Origin of the sequence: Paenibacillus sp. GXUN7292 (assembly GCF_050864975.1) — a bacterium.
Classification (GTDB): Bacteria; Bacillota; Bacilli; order Paenibacillales; family Paenibacillaceae; genus Pristimantibacillus.
The window spans coordinates 1-18,873 of the sequence record NZ_JBOZWO010000054.1 but is presented as its reverse complement, the minus strand read 5'-3'; the positions used below and the strand labels follow the sequence as shown (position 1 = coordinate 18,873).

Here is an 18,873-nt window from a genome sequence, read left to right as displayed (position 1 = left end):
AAGGAGCAGGGTTATGGGAGAGAAAAAGTTTGCGATTATTGGCTGTCAGCATAACCATATTGAAATCTTTATTGAACAAATGTATGAGCTGGGCTATAGCTGTGCCGGAATTTTCGAGGAGCATGATCGGACACTAGCTGCAGGGATTGCACAGAAATATGAAGTTCCGTTGGTAGATGACAAGCTCTCTTTGCTGGGGGAAGACATTGAAGTCATAGGCTGTGCAAGCATAAATAATGAAAAAATAGACGTAATCGAGCTGTGTGAGAAGTATGGCAAATCGGTTATGGTCGACAAACCGGCTGTCGTAAATAAAGAGGGACTGGCGCGTCTGAAAGCGATCATTGAGCGAAACCAGATTAAAGTTGGGATGCTGCTAACGGAGAGATTTCACCCGGCTATTTATACGCTGAAGCAATATATCGACGAAGGAAAGCTTGGTGAGCTGGTTCATATCGGCATGAGAAAGCCGCATAAGCTTAACGCCGCTTCCCGTCCTGCATGGTTTTTTAACAAAGAGCAGTGCGGCGGTATTTTAATCGATTTATTAATTCATGATTATGACCTTCTGCGCTGGTTTACGGGGCAAGAGATTAAGAGCTCGGCAGGACTGGTAGGCAAGAGCGTTCTACCAGAGTATCCAACCTTCTATAATACGGTGAATGTGCAAGTAGAGCTTGCCGATGGTTTGCTTACGCAGCTTTACGCGGATTGGCATACGCCGCCAAAAAGCTGGACCTGGGGCGACGGGCGTATTTTTGTTACAGGAACAAAAGGCTTCGCGGAGCTTCGTCTTAGCGGTGATCCACTATTGGGATCGAGCACTCCAATCATGCTGTACGCCAGCGGGGAAGAGGAATGGAGCAGCGTAGAGCTGATCCAGCCTCCAGCAACGATTACGGCAGATTTCCTTAGCTATATCGAAGGGGAAGCTTCCCTTCTTACGCATGAGGAGCTGATCAAAGCGAGCAGGGCTGTATTGGACGCCGATGCTGCTGTCCCCTATGTGTCAAATTCATCATCCAAGGAGAGTGAGCTGCATGCTTAAGCCAGTTAGCTTTGCGATTATGGGCTGCGGCGTTATCGCCGATATTCATGCGCAAGGCATTAGCAAGCTAGACGAAGCAGTATTGACTGCCGTCTGCGATGTTGACGAGGAGAAGGGAAAAGCATTTGCCGACAAGTATGGCGCCAAATACTATGCGAGCTATGAGGAAATGCTTGCAGATTCAGCTATTGAGGTTGTCAACATTTGTACGCCAAGCGGCATGCACCCTGAGCATACGATGCTTGCTGCTCGTGCAGGCAAGCATATTATTTGTGAGAAGCCTCTGGCCATCAAGCTGGATGACCTGCTGCATATGATCCAGGTGTGCAAAGAGGAAAATGTAAAGCTGGCAACTGTATACCCTAGACGGATGGCGCCTGCGGCGCAATATGTGAAGCAGATGCTGGAAGAAGGCAAGCTGGGCAAACTCACCTTATGCGATGCTTATGTCAAAATATATCGTTCTCAGCAATATTACGACAGCGCTGGCTGGAGAGGAACATGGGCGGTCGACGGCGGCGGAGCCATGATGAATCAAGGCATTCACATCGTTGATCTGCTGCAATGGTTTGCGGGTCCCGTGCAAACCATTTATGGTAAAGCTTATGCACTGCAAAGAAGCATCGAGGTAGAGGACACTGCCGTATCTTCCCTCACCTTCGAAAGAGGCGGGCTGGGTGTCATGGTCATGACGACAACCTCTAACCCGGAGCTGGGACAACGGGTAGAGCTTCATGGAGAAAGAGGCACGCTCGTCTATGAAGATGATCAAATCAAGCAGCTCATGATAGACGGTGAAGCTGTTGAGCTGCCGGCATTTGAGCCGTTCTCTGTTCTTCCTGACGGTCACCGTATTCAGATCCGCGATATGGCGTATGCTGTGCGTGAAGGCCGGGAGCCTGTCGTAACAGGCGAGGACGGCATTCATGCGCTGCAAATGATATTGGGCACGTACGAATCCTCACACTTAGGCAAAGAAATTGATCTGACTCCGACCACAAAAGGATTGTAACGGAACTGAGAAGCTCTATTTAGCGAAATAATGGTGTTTTGAAAACGTAACGGAACTCTGGGGCGCTACATGTGATTTTTTCCCCGTTTATGCAGGCAGTTTGAGTAAATAAGGCTTCTCAGTTCCTTTAAAATTTTAAATAAGCTGATTTTCGCACAATAGTGTTCCTGAGTTCCGTTAGCTATATAACACCTGTAACATAATTTCGTTCTGAAGAGAAATCCTGCAAAAGCACAGGTAGTTTAACTTTTTATGCCAAAAAAGGATCTGTCGCTCAAAGATCCTGCATTATCGCATTAGAATATTAAAAATCCTGAGGCTGGTTATGACTAAGCTTCGGGTTTTTTTATTATAAAACGGTTCATCTAACTGGTATATCGTGGTAAAATAGTAAAAGACGATTAAATTATTTGGGTAAGCCGAGTGTTCAAGCACTCGGCTGCTTTTATATATTAGAGAGGGGGGAGTGCTATGAAGTTTATTATTATATTTGGCCCGCAGGCAGTAGGGAAAATGACAGTAGGTCAGCACTTAGCCGATATGACGAGCTTCAAGCTGTTTCATAATCATATGTCCATTGAATTTGTGGCGCCATTTTTTAATTATGGAACCCCGTCTGGCAAGCGGCTAGTCAACTTGATACGGCAAGAAATGTTTGAGGAAGCTTCTAAAAGCGATATGAAAGGCTTCATTTTTACTTATGTATGGGGCTTTGATCTGCAAAGTGACTGGGATTATGTAAAACAGATTTCGGAGTTATTTGAATCCAGAGGCGGAACGGTTTATTTAGTAGAGCTGGAAGCTGATTTTGAAGAAAGAATAAAAAGAAATAAGACTGAAAACAGGCTCAGCAATAAACCAACGAAAAGAGACATTGAACGATCAGAAAGGGATCTAAAAACAACTTATGAAAATCATCGGCTTAACTCAAACCCCGGCGAAATAACGAGCAACAATTATATGCGAATAAATAATACGGATCTGGAACCTGATATCGTGGCAGCGAAAATAAAAGAACACTTTGGTTTTTAATAAACTTTATAAGCAACACATTAATTTAAGAAAGGAAATGATTATGGGCGTATCCCGCACCGACTCCTTATCTGAATTCAGTGAGAGGGTGTTAAACAAAAATGAAAGAGAAAATTGAAATTCAAATACCTGGGACAGTTTATTTTCATTTGGCGGTTTCTGTATTATTAGTTTTGTTGTTGCTTAGCGGATTTATGTTTACCGAATTTAATTCTATTCCTGTTTTTCGCAGCCTGTTAGTTCTGTTCCTTATATTTGTTCAACTAACAATAATAATTGTATTGCTGAAGAGAATTCTGAAGAAATATAAGGACATAGAATTTATGCAGCATAAGATAAAGGTCAATGATACTGAAGTTTCTGCACAAGAAATTGAGAAAATCATCATTTCGGGTTATTTTATGCAAAGTATTGGCATCAAGCTCTATGGAAGGAAGCTGGTTCCAACAAAACTACATTTTAAATTTAAAAATGATAAAGAAGCCAAAATAGAAGTTTTAAAGCAGTGGGCAAGCAAAAATGGAGTAAGCGTGGTTTATGGGAAGTTTCGCACTTGGCTATAGTTATATCTGATTTCAAAAGGGGGATTTTACTTGAATCAGAGGATTGAAAAGCTGTCTGATCATCAACATCTATATGAATTTCTTTCGTATTGTATGTATCCGGTGCATGAACGAATAACTAAAGAATGCGACCGTTATATGATTGAGCCAAACCGTGAATTGTATGGGATCTATACAAAATCTAAGCTGGCGGGAATAATTGGGCTAAGGAATGATGAACTTGAAACGGAAATATTGCATATAGCGGTGCACCCTGATTTCAGAAATAAAGGACTCGGAAGTGCGTTAATAGAACAAGCCATTACATTAAATACTGCTCAAAGAATTGTTGCAGAGACCGATCATGATGCCGTTATTTTTTATAATAAAAATGGATTTACAATAAATAGTTTAGGTGAGAAGTATCCTGGAGTAGAACGGTTTAAATGTGTGTTTGCAAACTGAACTATTTTAATGGAGGAGACGCTTGATGAAAAAAGAACAGTTAGTGCTAATGTATGAATACAACATTTGGGCGAATGAAAGAATCATGAACCATCTCAAATCACTGCCGGACGGGATTTTTGCAAAAGAAGTGGATTTAGGCTTCAAATCCATTGCAGAAGTTATTACTCATCTGATCTCAGCTGATGAAGTATGGTTCGCTCGGATCAAAGGAGAATCACCTCCACCACTTACACGAACTCCATTCACTAATATAGAGGAAGCTAGCAGCTACCAGAACAAATTACAAACACAAATTCATGAATTTTTATTATCTACTGACGATATCGAGAACATTGTGAACTACAGCAATACAAGGGGAGAAAAGTTTCAAAATTCGATTTTGGAAATAATACAACATGTTGTGAATCATGGGACCTATCACAGAGGCAATATTTCTACCATACTTAACTCATTAGGTTATAAGGGGATACTAACAGATTACATTGTCTATTTAAGAAGATGATTTATAAAGTAAAGAAGGGATTTCATGAAATGTCTAGGGTGCCGGATTGTGAATGAATTAGAGCCTGAAGTAAACATTGTATACGAGAATCAATATTTAGTATGCGTATTGGATATTGCGCCGTTTAACGACGGACACATGCTGATCATGCCCAAAGAACATTACCTGGATGTTGAAGAAATAGATGAGACTACTTTGTTTGAAATAATGAAAGTATCAACGAAGATGTCTAAGCTGCTTAAAAAAGTATTTAAACCTGATGGGATTACCATATGTCAAAATGGCGGTATCTTCAATGATTTGACTCACTATCACATGCATTTGATTCCAAGATATATTGGAGATGGTTTTAGCTGGTCGGAACCAAAGGATGAATTCAAAACAGATAAAACATTGGAAGAAATAAAATCCATTTTAACCGAGGCTATACAAGAGAACTGAATATGCAGAAGCAATTCTTTTCTTCTTTTGGCTGGAACATAATGGTACAATAGGAAAAACGATTGAAGCTCTCTATTTAACTATTAAAAATGGAGTGAAGCAAATGAATGAAGTGATCCTTACAAAATTAGAGCATATGCAAATTCCAGTAAAAAGTTTGAATGAATCAATCGATTGGTATGTAGGGAATCTTGGATTTCAACTGCAGGGTAAGCACGAGGATCAGCATCAAGCGTTTTTGACCTTGCAAGAAGGACCAATGCTAATGCTATGGGAAACGAATGATGATACAAATGCTAATTTTTCATTCAATGGTCAGACTATGCCTGTGCTGCTCTATAGCACGAATCACATTCATCAATTGCATGATCACTTAAAAGGTATAGGCACGAAGATAACATTTTATCAGGATGAAGGGTTTGGCTGGGTTCTTAAATTCATTGATCCTAATGGGAACATGTGGGGAGTTATTCAAATGAACCAATAAGGCTTTTGAATAAATGAATAGCAGGTGGGCATGTTATCCTTTTTCTACGATTGATTGCATTTGAACATTTATATAATTTTATGATTTGCAAAGCAGTAACCTACCTGGGATGACGAAGCGGGTAGGTTCTTTTTATTTGTAACAGAAGTTTAGGGAGAGGTGAAATTGCTTTTGATTATAATAACGATCGTTTTAATATTAATCTTAGTTTGTTTAATAGGAATAGATGTAGCACTTAATAAACAAGTAAAGCAGATGAAAGAAGTAGAGATTGCCATTTACAGACTTGTTGAAGTAACAAAAAAACAAAAGGAAGACTGAAATTAAGCTGCGGAGGAGGTTTGAAAAATATTGATTATTATAGGGATGGCTAACCACAAAAAAGAGTAGGATGATTTCACTATGCAGACGAAGGTGATTGTTAATGATGATTAATTATGCAAGTGAAGAAGATTTTGACTATATTGTTAAGCGGGATAAACATATTTTAGTCAGTTTAGTTAAACGGAAAATTGCAGAGCAAGAAATTTTGATTTTACGAAACGAACAGAATCAGTACATAGGCTGGATGAGATATAGCTATTTCTGGGACAACACACCATTTATGAATATGATTTGGATTGACGAACCGTATCGAAGCAAGGGGATTGGAAAAGGAGCTGTACTTTATTGGGAGAGCTTGATGAGAGAGAAAGGCTTTCGGCTTGTAATGACTTCGACATTAGCTAATGAAGCTGCGCAGCATTTTTACAGGAAATTGGGCTATAAGGATGCGGGATGCTTATTGCTCGAGAATGAACCGTTGGAAATTATTTTGACGAAAACAATCTAAAAGTGAAGCTATTGAAGTAACTTCATACAAGGAGGACAGAAGGTGCAAGGATATAATGTACTAATGATTTATAACAAGGAAATGGATCAATTACTGATGTGCAAGCGGCTAAAGGACCCATATAAAGGCTTGAGTAATTTTGTCGGCGGCAAGATTGAACAAGGGGAAACAGGGTTAGAAGCAGCCTATAGAGAGCTATTCGAAGAGACGGGTGTTACTAATGAATCTATCGACCTGCATCATTTAATGGATTTTAAATATTACTATCAAAATTGTTACGTAGAGGTTTACGTTGGCAGGTTAAAAAATGATATATTCGTATCAGGAAATGAGAATGAATTATATTGGTCTGATTTAAATAAAGACTTTTTTAATATGTCTTTGTTTGCAGGGGAAGGGAATATCGGCCATATGATTGAACAAGTTAAAATGAGCAAAGAATTGATTTTTCAAGAAGGGCTTAGGAGTTAATTCGAAAGCGCAATGTCATTATAATCCAAGGAATCTAAATTCAGTTTAGATAAAAGTAAGGTGCAGGAGGTTTTTTATGGGCTACATTATGGAGCTTCGAGAATTGATTGGCACAAGGCCAATTATAATGGTTGGTGTTACCGTTTTAGTAAAAAATCGGGAGGGGCATTTATTGCTTCAAAAGAGAACGGATAGTTTGGATTGGGGAACTATTGGCGGCTCATTGGAGCTTGGTGAAACATTCGAAGAAGCTGCAAGACGCGAGCTTTTTGAAGAAGCGGGATTAAAGGCCGAGAAATTGAAATTCGTTGCTATTTTATCGGGGAAAGATTTCTACTATAAGTATCCTAATGGAGATGAAGTATTTAATACGATTGCTGTTTTTGAGGCAGTTAACGTACAAGGCAAACCTACCATAAATGACGATGAAGGACTTGAATTGAAATATTTTTCAATTGATGAGCCTATTGATAACCTCAATTCTAATAGCTATATGATTTTAAAGCATTTAGGATATACGGAGAATTGGTGAGGGGTGAGCCGAGGGGGAGATGACTGTGAAGTCGATGCGGGCACCTATTGATAAGCAATAAGAAAGGGGAACGTAGAGCAAGATTGGGAATGGAGAAGCACAGCGTCCGCCTTTGCAGGCCAATTTTATCTTTTACAGGGGTTGTTTATTCCAAAAAATTGGACTACAACAGCGGTCGGAATCCCAAACTTGATCGCAGTAGCCCCCTTTTCCATCGCTAATTGCACTGTCCACAATTATTCGCTCCCCCCGCTAAGTAGCACTATTATGCCGAAAATAAACTCAAGCATTACTTTGTCGCACATTTCCGGAGGTGAGTTTAAATGAAAGACATGAATTATTACAACACGTTCATTGAGGTTTCAGAAGATTGCCCTGCACAAACCGCAGAAATACCAAAATCCAAAAATGAGAATAAAACGATACCGGTATTACAGTATGAAATGATTGCTGGTGCTCCCTATCAATATACTCAGGAGGATATACTGTTTGAGGTATTTGCTCAGCGTAATCATATTCCCGAAGAACAAAGGCAGCAGGAGTGGGAGAAGTTCTTCTCAAAAGGGCAGCCTTGTCTTCGAACGTCCTCCCTTGGCAAGCGCTACGGCTGGGGCATGCATCATAATGAACAAGGGAAAGTCGCGCTGTTTGCTGTGGAATCGGAGGAGTACAAAGCTTTGAAGAACGACAAAAGTATAAAGCAAGTTAAAGCTATGCGGTCAAGTCGAGGATAGAATAATTTCTAATGTGGAAAGTAGCCGGAGACAAAGAAGTAGATTTTAAAGTAGGTGTACACTATTATCGCTCAAGCCGTAATTATTCAAAATAACCACGTTCTAATGGTTCGACAATACGTTCAACGAGGGGATATCGTTTGGAATTTTCCTGGAGGCGGCATCGAAGAAAACGAAACCCCTAAAGATGCTTGCATTAGGGAAGTGAAGGAAGAAACAGGGATAGAAGTATTGAAGCTGCATTTGTTGCATGAACAAAATAAAAAATACACATTTGCAGTAACCGAGTTCACTGGACAATTGGCCCTGGATAAAACTAACAAAGACAATGATGATATCATTGAAGTACAATGGATTTCACTTGGAGATATAGAGAAATTTGATGATTATACTAAACCTGTGCTTGATAGAATTGTGGACTTGGAAGAGTGTTAATTTAAACAATAACATATATACTAGCATAAGCAGCAACACGGACGCCCACCTAAGACAATGACAATTGAAAGGTGGGCTTTCTTTATTGATGAACATTGCATGGGTAATAAGCAACGAATAACTGGTCCGGCTCGGCCTCTCAAACGGACACACGTTCCGCTATTTAGTCGAAAATGGCAGATTTGGGTGAGGAAAGTGACACACGTTCCGTTATTAGCGAAAAAGTAGCACATTTCCTCTCATTTTGGGTTAAATAGCGGAACCAGTGACCGACAAAATTGCAAAACAGGGTGTTTTGGGGCGAATAGCGGAACGAGTGGCCAACTAATCGAGCAAAAGTGGTATCCGTGACGATAGCGGAACGAGTGACTTTTTTGAATCATGTCTGCATGAGGGAGAATAGCTACTATGAAATCAATCAAACCGTTTATTCAGCGTTTTTTTCTCCGATCGATACGCAGGAAGCTTGTCTTCTCTTTTTTATTTCTCATTATTTTGCCGATTTCTCTATCGAGTATGTTTTCGTTTATATTTCTGCAGGATGTCGTTAAGGATAAGCTGAACATTGGCAATGAAATGGCAATTTCCCAGGCGACGATGAATATTGAGCTTGTTTTTAAAAATATGGTAGCAGCATCAAACTCCTTAATGATGGATGGGGAAATTCGGGACATTATAAAGCAATCGGCGCCCATTGAGTTTGATGAGATTTATCATAATAACACGCTGCTGAAGTCAAAGTTTTTTGCGGTGCAAACCTCGGTGCTGGATCATTATCCTAACCATTTTATTTCCTTGCTTAGTGGTCAAGGGATCTCCTATTCTACGATTTCTGCCTATGAGAATGAGAAATTTCAAGGCTCAATTCTCGCATTGCTTGATAGGGAGGGTGTTCCCCGAAAAACGAACTATGTAAAGCTGGGCGAATACACGCATGAGCTCGATTATTTTTCACATGGAAAAGTAAGATATATTATTCTTGTGCGCGCCTACATGGATGTAATAGATGGTATCAAAACAGGGGATGTCGTCATAGGAGTACCGGAGAGTGTTATTTCTGCCATACTAAATGGTATGGCAGTCAGGGAAGGAATAAAGGCACATATCGTAAACCGGCAGGGTGAAATTATTTCTTCCACGGCCAAGGAGCAAATCGGCGAAGGCTTGCCATATGCCCGCATTATAAAAGGCAATCTTCCTAAAGACACAGTAGAGTCTATCGATATGGCAGAATTCGGGGTTATGGCGAATGTGAGCCATATGGAACGCTTGGGCTGGACAGTTGTCAGTGAGATTCCGAATAAGCTGTTATTTTCAGAAATAGCGGCGGTAAGGAAGTGGCTTTTCCTTATTAATCTTGGGTTTATTGTAGCGTTTTTCTCACTGGCATATTGGATTGCAAACAGTGTTTCCAAGCCTGTCAGCAGATTGAAACGGGCTGCGTCGGAGTTCGCAACAGGGCGGCTGGATTCAAGAGTAGAAGTGGTTGGCGTCGATGAGCTCGCTTTGCTGTCCTTGAAATTCAACAAGATGGCGGAGGAGATTGGCAATCTTGTACAAAAGGTCAATGAAGATGAGAAAGCGAAGCGGGAGCTGGAAATTCAAATGCTTTATTCGCAAATAAACCCCCATTTTTTATTCAACACGCTCAACTCGATCCGATGGATGGCTGACGCAAGCAAGGTATACAATGTCAGCAAATTCATTACTTCACTGGCTCAGCTTATGAAGAGCAGCATTATTCAAAAAAATGAAATTATTCCGCTGGCAGAAGAGCTCGAAAATATTCGTCATTATATAACGATTCAAAAAATGCGCTTCTCCGCCTTGTTCACCGAGGAATATAAGATTGAAGAAGATACGTTGAACCTGGGCATTCCTAAGCTTATTTTGCAGCCGATTGTTGAAAATTCGATATTGCATGGCTTTGCTAGTATTACGTATAAAGGCATCATTCGCTTGCGCGCTTATCGTGACGAGAGCAATTTGACGATTATTATAAGTGATAATGGGGTGGGCTGTACAGAAGAGCAGCTGAAATCACTGCTTGCTGCAAAAGGAATGGAACGAGGCCGCTTTAGCGGTATCGGTATTACGAATGTCAATGAACGGCTGAAATTGCATTACGGACCGGACTATGCGCTGCGAATGGAAAATACAAGCGGCGGGGGCACGACATCGATTTTAAAAATTCCTATACATGAATTAAACCATGAAATGAGGCGGATAGACCATGTATAAAATTATGATTGTGGATGATGAGCTGTTTGTCCGTATGGGCCTTAAAGTCGCACTGGATTGGGAGGAGCATGGCTTTGTGCTGGCAGGCGAAGCTTCTAATGGCGCTCATGCGCTTTCGTTAATGGATCAGCTGATGCCGGATATCGTCATTACGGATATTAAAATGCCAGAGCTCGATGGAATAGGCTTAATTAAAGAGCTATCGGGCAAATATCCTGCAACGAAATGTCTTGTCCTCAGCAACTATGACGAATTTGAGCTTGTTAAAGAAGCGATGAAAATGGGTGCTGTAGATTATTTGATTAAAGTAACGATTGAAGCAGACAGCTTGCTGGAGGCGCTAAAGCAGGTTTGTAATAAGCTCGATGATCAAGTAAGACAAGCTGTTAATCCACATACGTCATCAACACCGGAAAGGGAGCTCCATGAGAATAAACGCTGGAATCAGAAGAAGCTGATTACGGACATTATGGCATATGGCGATCATCCAGAAATTGTTGCAAACAGCTTGAAGGGGCTCGGTATTGGCACAAACGCCAGCAAAGGGATTATTATGCTGTTGACCATAGCTGATTATGAAAATTTGCTCAAGCAACGCTTTGATGGCGAAGCAGAGCAGCTGCATGCGGTAGCGGCTGAGCTGGCAGATGGTTTAATAGATCACCGAATGAAGGGAAGAACGCTGCATTGGTCAGACGGCTGTTTTATGCTGCTTATCTCGAGCAGCTGGGAAATTGAGGATTCGATGGTCTATCATTTGGCCGAGAAAATTCAAGCGTCATTTGAAGATTATTTAAATATAGAAGCCAGCTTCATATATGGCATTTCGTACAGCGGCTATGAACAACTAAGCGATAGCCTTTGCAGGCTCAATGATACGCGTCTAATCGCTTTTTATGAAAAGCCAGGCTCAATCTTGCAGGCGAGCAACGTACAGTTTACGACAGAAGGCATGGACCAAGTTTTTCATACGCTAAAAAACCAGCTGTCTATTAGCTTGTATCGGCATCGCAGAGAGGGGCTTGATGCAGCCTGGCGCGAATTTATGGAATATGCTCGCAGCAAGCAGCTTAATCCAGCACTTATTAAAAAATATTTTGTATCGGTTGCAGGCTGGATTCAAGAAACGCTTTTGCAAATAAGTGACAAGGCGATGATGATTTGGCAATTCGATTTAACGGAGCTTGATGAAATCATGACGGCAGAGGAATTTGAGCAATTGTGTACGAAGCTGAACGACGAATGCGAGCGCACGATCAAATTGCTGGGCAATGACAGGCAGCGTGAGGAAATATTAAAAATTATCGAGTTTATTCGTCTTAATTTGCAGGCAAAAATTACGCTGGAAGATATGGCGCGTTATGTTTCTATGAACAAAAACTATTTGAGCAGATTGTTTAAGAAAGAGTCGGGGAAAGTGTTTCAGGAATATTTGATCGATGTCAGAATGAAAAAGGCGGGCGAGTATTTGCTGGCTACCGACCTTAAAATTTCGGATATTGCTGATCGAGTCGGTTATGCCGATATATTTTACTTTAATCGTGTATTTAAAAGCTATTACAACATGTCGCCAAGCGAATATAAAAAATCGGTAGAGGATAGCGTCCAGCGATAAGGTCACTATTTTTACAACTGTAAGTGAATAAATTTTAAAAATAGATTATTTTGAAAGCGTTTTCCGAAAAGAACTGTTTATTATACCTGCATGTTGTCAGTTTCCTCGATATGTTCAGAAGCAGGTACAAATTATACTGGAGGAAATTAGAAGGGAGGTCATTAAGTTTGACTACAAAAATGAGAAAACGTATGTTGCCTAGGATTATGTTGGTTATGATCGCAGCGGCATTACTGGTAGCTGGCTGCAGCGGCGGGGGAGGAAAGCCAAGCAACACAGGGACAAAAGAAAGCAATAGCGGTGCAAGCACGCAACCGCCAAGTAACGATAAAGAAGAGGTCATCGTTCTTAAGTATGCGACTACAGCGGATACAGCTGCAAGACAAAGCACGAAGGATTTGATGGCGCTTGTTGAGCAGAAGTTGAAAAATGTAAAGCTTGAGCCGCTCATTATTCCGGGGGAAGGAACAGAGTGGAATCAAAAAGTGACAATCAGCCTAATGGCTGGCGACGAAATGGACATTATTTATCAGAATGCGACGACTTACCAGAAATTTGCTACAGCTAACTTATTAGAGCCGCTCGATTCTTATATTGCCGCGGATGGTTATGACATTGAAAAAATTTACGGCAGCAGTATATCCAAGTATATGGATCAAATATATATGTTGCCAGCATTCCGCGATGTTCATGTGACGATGTACAACAAGGATTTGTTCGACAAGGCTGAGGTGCCTTATCCAGACAATGCGACCTGGACGTGGGAGAAGTATACGGAAGCAGCCAAAGCGATTACGAATGAGAAGGAAGGCATATACGGCTCCTACATGCTGGATTGGGACAATTATTTTATGTTATCAGCCAGACAGAAGCAGGTGCCAGAGTATAAGGCGGATGGAACCTCTAATTATGATGATCCTGCCTTCGCGGAATCGATGAAATTTTTCGGAGATCTTGGCAATGAGCTGAAGGTTCAGCCGGATATGATTTCATTTAAATCCAAAAAAATGCCTTGGGATTCATTCTTGACAAGCGGTACGATTGGACAGTTTGTCGTTGGGCATTGGGCGCTGCAAACGGCTATGGATAAAAATTTGTATCCGCGTGATTGGAAGCTCGGTCTCGCGATTATGCCGCAGGTTGACGAAGGCGGGAAAGCAGTAATGGGCATTATGGGCGGCTACTCCATCGCATCAACCTCCAAGCATAAGCAGGAAGCTTATGAAGCGCTTAAGGTGCTGGCAGAAAATCAGTGGACGCTGCCAGGCATAGTACCTGCGCGGGTCGATTTGAGCGACGACGAAATCAATCAAATATTCCAGCCAATGGCGGATGCGTTCAAGGATGACGGGATTACAATCGAGGAACTGAAAGCTGCTATTCTTGATCCTTCCCTTCAAATTGTAAATGAAAAAATCGTCGGTCCAGGCATGTCCAAAATTACTTCGTTAATTTCGTCGGAGGGAGAATTGTATGCCTCCAAGCAGCGAACGCTGGAGCAGACGATGGCAGAGCTTAAGAAAAAAGCTGACGAAGCGATCAAGGAAGATCAGTCAACCAAATAAATAATGCTGGTACAAGGGGGAGCTCTTCCCCCTTGGCTCTAACCAACCTGCCATAAAGAAGGGATAAACGATGAAAAAGAAAGCAAGAGGCTGGACGCTGGCAAGGCAGGAAGAAATGCTCGGCTACATGCTGATCCTCCCGTTTGCTGTCGGATTTATTTTATTTCAGCTCGCCCCCTTTGCCACTTCAATTGCGATCAGCTTCACGAACCTGAGCTTTATCAGCAATTTGAAGGACATTAAATTTATCGGCCTAGACAATTTTATTCAAATGTTTGGCGATGACAAGTTTACCGGCTCGCTGTGGCGTACGTTTTATTATGTCGCCTTGTTTGTGCCAGGTATCATCATTGCCAGCCTGTTATGCGCAATGCTGATTAATTCAAGACTTTGGTTTCGGAAAACGATTCGAACGGCTATATTTATGCCTTATGTTTCGAATTTTGTTGCTATCGCGGTTGTGTGGGCGATCATTCTAGATGTGAGAGATGGACCGGTCAATGCCTTCCTCACCTCGCTTGGCGTCAGTAGTCCGCCCCTATGGCTAGTGGGCGAGCATACGGTTATTCCGAGTATAGTGCTGATTGTGGTTTGGCAAAATATCGGATTTTTTATGCTCGTGTTTCTGGCAGCCTTGCAGAATGTGCCGTCAGAGCTTTATGAAGCTGCAAAAATAGACGGGGCTGGCAGGTTTAAAAGATTTTGGAGCATTACAACTCCAATGGTATCTCCGACTACCTTTTTGCTTATGATTACAGCCATTATTACTTCGTTCCAGAACTTCGGACCTATTCAAGTGTTGACCAAGGGCGGGCCCGGTCAAGCATCAACGACGCTGTCCATTAATATTTATCAGGAAACCTTTCTGCAATATCGGATGGGGTACAGTACAGCACAAGCGATTTTTATGTTTTTAATTATTTTGGGCATAACAGTCGTACAATGGCGCGGGCAGAAAAAATGGGTCAATTACTCGTAAAGGAGTCATTTGGAAGGAGTATTTAAAATGAACATTACAGCAAAACGCAGCGGAAACTTAATATTGAATATTGTTGCTATCGCGTTTGGAGTCGCCAATATTTTTCCATTTATATTTATGTTGTCCTCATCCTTCAAGGTGCTGGGAAAAATATTTGAATACCCGTTTCGATTGATTCCGGATCCTTTTATCGTAAGCAATTATATTAACATTTTTGATGAAAAATATGATTTTTTACTATGGTATAAAAATTCAGCTGTCATGGTAGTCCTTACGCTTGTGATCAAATGCATCATTGTATGCATTACGGCTTACGCATTTGCCAAGCTAAAGTTCAGAGGCAGAGATGTTATCTTTATTATATTTTTGTCCGCGCTTATGCTTCCGGGAGACGCGACGATTGTACAGCGCTATATTATTTACAAAATGCTGCATTTGACTGATACGGTTTGGGCCATCGTTCTGCCGGCTGCTTTTGATATTTACTTTGTTTTTTTGCTGCGGCAGTTTTTTATTTCTATTCCGCGAGAGCTAACAGAAGCTGCCATTATAGATGGCTGCAGTCTGTTTAAAGTATTTTACCGCATCATTTTGCCTTTGGCTAAACCAGCGGTTGTGACCATGATTTTGTTCAGCTTCGTATGGGCTTGGAACGACTTTACCAACCCGTATATTTTTATAACGGATACGAAAAAGCAGATGCTTACGGTAGGAATGGCGATGTTCCAGGCTTCAAGATTTCAGGATTACGGCTTGCAGATGGCAGCTGCAGCATTAGCGCTAATTCCTGTCATTGCCTTGTTTATGAGCTCGCAGCGATATTTCGTGCAAGGAATTGCTACAACAGGGATAAAGGGCTAAAGAATATCTAGTAAATTCTTGTTTATTATGTTTCTTCCAAGGACAGAAACGATTCACGGCTTCGGCTAGCTTAAGAGAACAGCTTGCCATGCATAAGTGATTGCAAATGTTTTGCAATAATAAATAAACAGGAGGTTTTACGAATGAAGTTCGTATCTAGCTTACTTATCGCATATATTATTTTGCTTACGGGAGATCTATTGTTTTCGGCGCAGCAGGCGAGTGCTGCGTCCAAGATTGTTTATTTTACGGACAACTACGAGGTTATTCATGGTAATCCTTACACAGGCACAGCGTTTGATATTAATAAGTCAGGCTATACGTTCACCAATGATCCGGAAGTCACTAAATTTATTAATGGAACCGAGGTAATTCCAGCGGATGGCGATATCGTCAGAGTGCATATCGCTTGGGCTGACTTTGAACCAGCAAACAATCAATGGGAATGGGACAGATTTGATCAATTTATGAGTAAAATCAATGAGCAGGGAAAAACGGCTGAGGTTCAATTATTGATGTCTGAAAGCCCTGATCCAACAGAAGCAGGGTTTCCTCACAAATACCCTCCAGAATGGCTATTCGAAACAGCCGGCTGCCCATACCGCTGGGCGCCATACGGTGATACCCCTCATTATTCGAAGCAGCCTATTTACTATAATTCCTGTTACTTAGATGAGCTTGAGGAAGCTGTAAATGCATTTGCTGAACGTTATGACGGCAATCCCGGCATTGCCTGGGTCGATTTGAGGGCCTTCTCTTTGTTTGGTGAATGGTCTGGCTGGAATGACGGACAGTTTTTCCCTTGGCCGGATGCAACGACTAGAACGAATACGCTGCGTCAAATCATCGACATTTATGTGAATGCTTTTCAGGAAACGATGGTTACGATGCAAAATGCAGGTGCTCATGTAAATAACAGTGATCCTGATGCCAATACCCAAGCAAAGCGTTACCAGGCGTTCGCCTTTGATTATGCTGCAGCTCAGCCCGGTTGGGGCTTCCGCTCAGACACGGTGAACAGCTCCGGCAACTGGATGGATTACTCAACATGGTCGCAGGCGCAATGGAATAATCGCAAAACAAGGCGCGATCATCTCCAGGCTTCAGAAGGTGCGAACTGGGATAACAGCTTGTATATGCTTAATAATCCACGTAAAGTTGTACAAAACGCCTTGGAGGATTATCGGTCAAATTTGCAAGGCATCAATAATACAGGCTTCGAGAAATGGAACGATATGAAGGCCGCCTATGGCGAATGGTTTACACTGCTTGGGCGTTATTCAGGCTATCGATTTTTATTAGCGAAAGCACAATACAATGATAAGGTGGCAGCCGGAGGCGAATTTGCGCTGACACAAACCTGGACGAATAACGGGGTAGGTTTTCTGCCGCGCAAATATCCGCTAAAGGTTTATTTTATCAATCCGCAAAACAACGAAGTCGTATGGAGCGCTGTCGACCAGTCATTCGATCAGACAAGATGGTTCAAAGGGGAATATCATGACGTGAAGTCTTCCTTTACGCTTCCAGCCTCGCTTGCTGCAGGAAACTATGACCTCTATATTTCAATGATAGACACTGCAGGTGAGCCAAAGATCAAATTGCCAATGGATAACGAAAATAATAAAAAATACAAAATCGGTTCAATTGCTGTGGCTGCAACAGCTGATGCTTATACGGCCCCTGCTCTTACAAGTCAATTTAGAGTAGAGGGAGAGGACTATACGGCGGCTCACGGAGCATACGGAACGTACTATTCTCCGGAAGGCGATCATGATTCCTTGTACATGGAAAAGAACGGCTATTGGGTGGAGTACGATAATATTGATGTTCCGCAAAGCGGCATGTATACAGTAGAATTTAGGGTTTCGTCGGAGGAGGCCAACTACTTTCATCTGGAGGTAGATGGGGTGAACGTAACCGGGGCGATCAAAGCACCGAATTCCGGCGGCTATTTGAAATTTAGAACGATTGAGCGGCAAGTGTATTTAACAGAAGGAAGACATACGTTGAAGGTAGTAAGAGGATCAATCGACAGATGGTTCTTCCTTAACTGGATGAAATTTACGTTAAATGATGCCATGGAAATCAAACTGCAGGCAGAAAATCCGAGTGACTCCAGCGGAGTGTGGCTGAATGCAACGGAATTTACTGACAACGACGGCACGCCAGGGGTATCGATTATTGATACAGGAGATTGGCTTGAGTATGAAAATGTATATATTCCTAAGTCCGGCAACTACTTGTTTGAGATGAGGTATTCGACGTTGGCAGGCTCATCTCCTCAGAAATATAAGCTGCAGGTCGATGGCGTAGATGCATCAAGTGAATTCAGTTTGCTTGATACCGGAGGCGTCAACAACATGAGAAATCAGGATGAGGTTGTTTACTTGCCGGAAGGGAATCATACGCTGCGAATTGTGTGGACGGATGCACAGTCAAGAACCATTTGGAATTGGATGAAGTTCTCCTACCAAGATGAGTATGTAAAAACGATAGAGGCAGAGCATTACAATATGCAGTGGAATTTGGATAAAGAGGATCAATGGAATGGGCATAATACAGCCGTTACGGTTGAAGATTTTAATGACGGGGGAGCTGTAAAAGCGGCTGTATTCCGTAAAAAGAACGATTATACGAAGTATGACAATGTATACATTCCGCACAACGGACATTATTATGTAGAATTCAGAGTTGCCTCCAATGCTGCGCATCGCTTTAATTTTGAAGTGGACGGCACCGTGTACCCGGTCGACGTACCAAATACTGGCGGCGGCTATCAATTCACAACCATCCATCGCTGGGTGAAATTGTCCCGGGGTATAAACAACATGCGTATCGTACTCGATCAAACCAATTCTAGCTCGAATTTAGCTATTAACTGGCTAAAAATTACCAAGTAATTAAGGCTGGTAAGGCTGGCTTTCCTTGTTGCTCTTGCAGCGGCTGGGAAGCCAGCTTTTTTGTGTTAAACTGCTTGATCAACAGGGATGCGGATTTCTAACGAAGCTGACAAGCGCTATTTCAACAAAAATGGCTCATTATAAATTGTAACGAAGATAAACAGCTCTATGTG

The 18,873-nt window shown here is 41.8% G+C and carries 19 protein-coding genes; all 19 read left to right on the top strand.

The features are described 5' to 3' along the window. Window positions 1–13: 13 nt before the first annotated feature. Window positions 14–1,048 (top strand): Gfo/Idh/MocA family protein, encoded by a 1,035-nt coding sequence (locus ACRRU2_RS26315; protein WP_432506236.1) that lies wholly within the window; start codon window positions 14–16, stop codon window positions 1,046–1,048. Beyond that, window positions 1,041–2,060 carry a Gfo/Idh/MocA family protein gene (locus tag ACRRU2_RS26310; RefSeq protein WP_432506234.1) on the top strand — a complete coding sequence of 340 codons (1,020 nt, stop codon included), beginning with the start codon at window positions 1,041–1,043 and terminating at the stop codon, window positions 2,058–2,060. The genes ACRRU2_RS26315 and ACRRU2_RS26310 overlap by 8 nt, the downstream gene beginning before the upstream one ends. Before the next feature lie 471 nt (window positions 2,061–2,531). Further along, window positions 2,532–3,092 (top strand): AAA family ATPase, encoded by a 561-nt coding sequence (locus ACRRU2_RS26305; protein ID WP_432506232.1) that lies wholly within the window; start codon window positions 2,532–2,534, stop codon window positions 3,090–3,092. Between the two features lie 101 nt (window positions 3,093–3,193). Next, window positions 3,194–3,655 carry a hypothetical protein gene (locus ACRRU2_RS26300; RefSeq protein ID WP_432506230.1) on the top strand — a complete coding sequence of 154 codons (462 nt, stop codon included), beginning with the start codon at window positions 3,194–3,196 and terminating at the stop codon, window positions 3,653–3,655. A gap of 30 nt (window positions 3,656–3,685) precedes the next feature. After that, on the top strand, window positions 3,686–4,099 hold the full coding sequence (locus ACRRU2_RS26295) for a GNAT family N-acetyltransferase (protein WP_432506228.1): 414 nt from the start codon (window positions 3,686–3,688) through the stop codon (window positions 4,097–4,099). Window positions 4,100–4,124: 25 nt separating this feature from the next. After that, entirely contained in the window at window positions 4,125–4,604 is a 480-nt protein-coding gene (locus ACRRU2_RS26290) for a DinB family protein (protein WP_432506226.1), read from the top strand. Between the two features lie 24 nt (window positions 4,605–4,628). Further along, a complete protein-coding gene (locus tag ACRRU2_RS26285; RefSeq protein WP_432506224.1) occupies window positions 4,629–5,045 on the top strand; it encodes an HIT family protein in 417 nt (138 codons plus the stop codon). Window positions 5,046–5,148: 103 nt separating this feature from the next. After that, window positions 5,149–5,532: a VOC family protein gene (locus tag ACRRU2_RS26280; RefSeq protein ID WP_432506222.1), complete on the top strand. Its 384-nt coding sequence runs from the start codon at window positions 5,149–5,151 to the stop codon at window positions 5,530–5,532. Window positions 5,533–5,956: 424 nt separating this feature from the next. Beyond that, window positions 5,957–6,364: a GNAT family N-acetyltransferase gene (locus ACRRU2_RS26275; RefSeq protein ID WP_432506220.1), complete on the top strand. Its 408-nt coding sequence runs from the start codon at window positions 5,957–5,959 to the stop codon at window positions 6,362–6,364. 42 nt (window positions 6,365–6,406) lie between these two features. After that, window positions 6,407–6,835 (top strand): NUDIX hydrolase, encoded by a 429-nt coding sequence (locus ACRRU2_RS26270; RefSeq protein ID WP_432506218.1) that lies wholly within the window; start codon window positions 6,407–6,409, stop codon window positions 6,833–6,835. Between the two features lie 76 nt (window positions 6,836–6,911). Beyond that, window positions 6,912–7,367, top strand: coding sequence for an NUDIX hydrolase (locus ACRRU2_RS26265; protein WP_432506216.1), 456 nt, complete (start codon window positions 6,912–6,914; stop codon window positions 7,365–7,367). 323 nt (window positions 7,368–7,690) lie between these two features. Next, window positions 7,691–8,101, top strand: a complete 411-nt coding sequence (locus tag ACRRU2_RS26260; protein ID WP_432506214.1) for a DUF6157 family protein — start codon at window positions 7,691–7,693, stop codon at window positions 8,099–8,101. A gap of 54 nt (window positions 8,102–8,155) precedes the next feature. Then, window positions 8,156–8,536 (top strand): NUDIX hydrolase, encoded by a 381-nt coding sequence (locus ACRRU2_RS26255; RefSeq protein WP_432506212.1) that lies wholly within the window; start codon window positions 8,156–8,158, stop codon window positions 8,534–8,536. A gap of 408 nt (window positions 8,537–8,944) precedes the next feature. Continuing rightward, complete coding sequence (locus tag ACRRU2_RS26250; RefSeq protein ID WP_432506210.1) at window positions 8,945–10,777, top strand: sensor histidine kinase; 1,833 nt, start codon at window positions 8,945–8,947, stop codon at window positions 10,775–10,777. Beyond that, window positions 10,770–12,392: a response regulator transcription factor gene (locus ACRRU2_RS26245; protein ID WP_432506208.1), complete on the top strand. Its 1,623-nt coding sequence runs from the start codon at window positions 10,770–10,772 to the stop codon at window positions 12,390–12,392. The genes ACRRU2_RS26250 and ACRRU2_RS26245 overlap by 8 nt, the downstream gene beginning before the upstream one ends. Window positions 12,393–12,559: 167 nt before the next feature. Continuing rightward, window positions 12,560–13,957 (top strand): ABC transporter substrate-binding protein, encoded by a 1,398-nt coding sequence (locus ACRRU2_RS26240; protein WP_432506206.1) that lies wholly within the window; start codon window positions 12,560–12,562, stop codon window positions 13,955–13,957. Window positions 13,958–14,027: 70 nt separating this feature from the next. Then, window positions 14,028–14,936 (top strand): carbohydrate ABC transporter permease, encoded by a 909-nt coding sequence (locus tag ACRRU2_RS26235; RefSeq protein ID WP_331700981.1) that lies wholly within the window; start codon window positions 14,028–14,030, stop codon window positions 14,934–14,936. Between the two features lie 27 nt (window positions 14,937–14,963). Next, window positions 14,964–15,797 (top strand): carbohydrate ABC transporter permease, encoded by an 834-nt coding sequence (locus ACRRU2_RS26230; protein ID WP_331700980.1) that lies wholly within the window; start codon window positions 14,964–14,966, stop codon window positions 15,795–15,797. Window positions 15,798–15,940: 143 nt separating this feature from the next. Further along, window positions 15,941–18,700 (top strand): carbohydrate-binding protein, encoded by a 2,760-nt coding sequence (locus tag ACRRU2_RS26225; protein WP_432506203.1) that lies wholly within the window; start codon window positions 15,941–15,943, stop codon window positions 18,698–18,700. The last annotated feature ends 173 nt before the right edge of the window (window positions 18,701–18,873 follow it).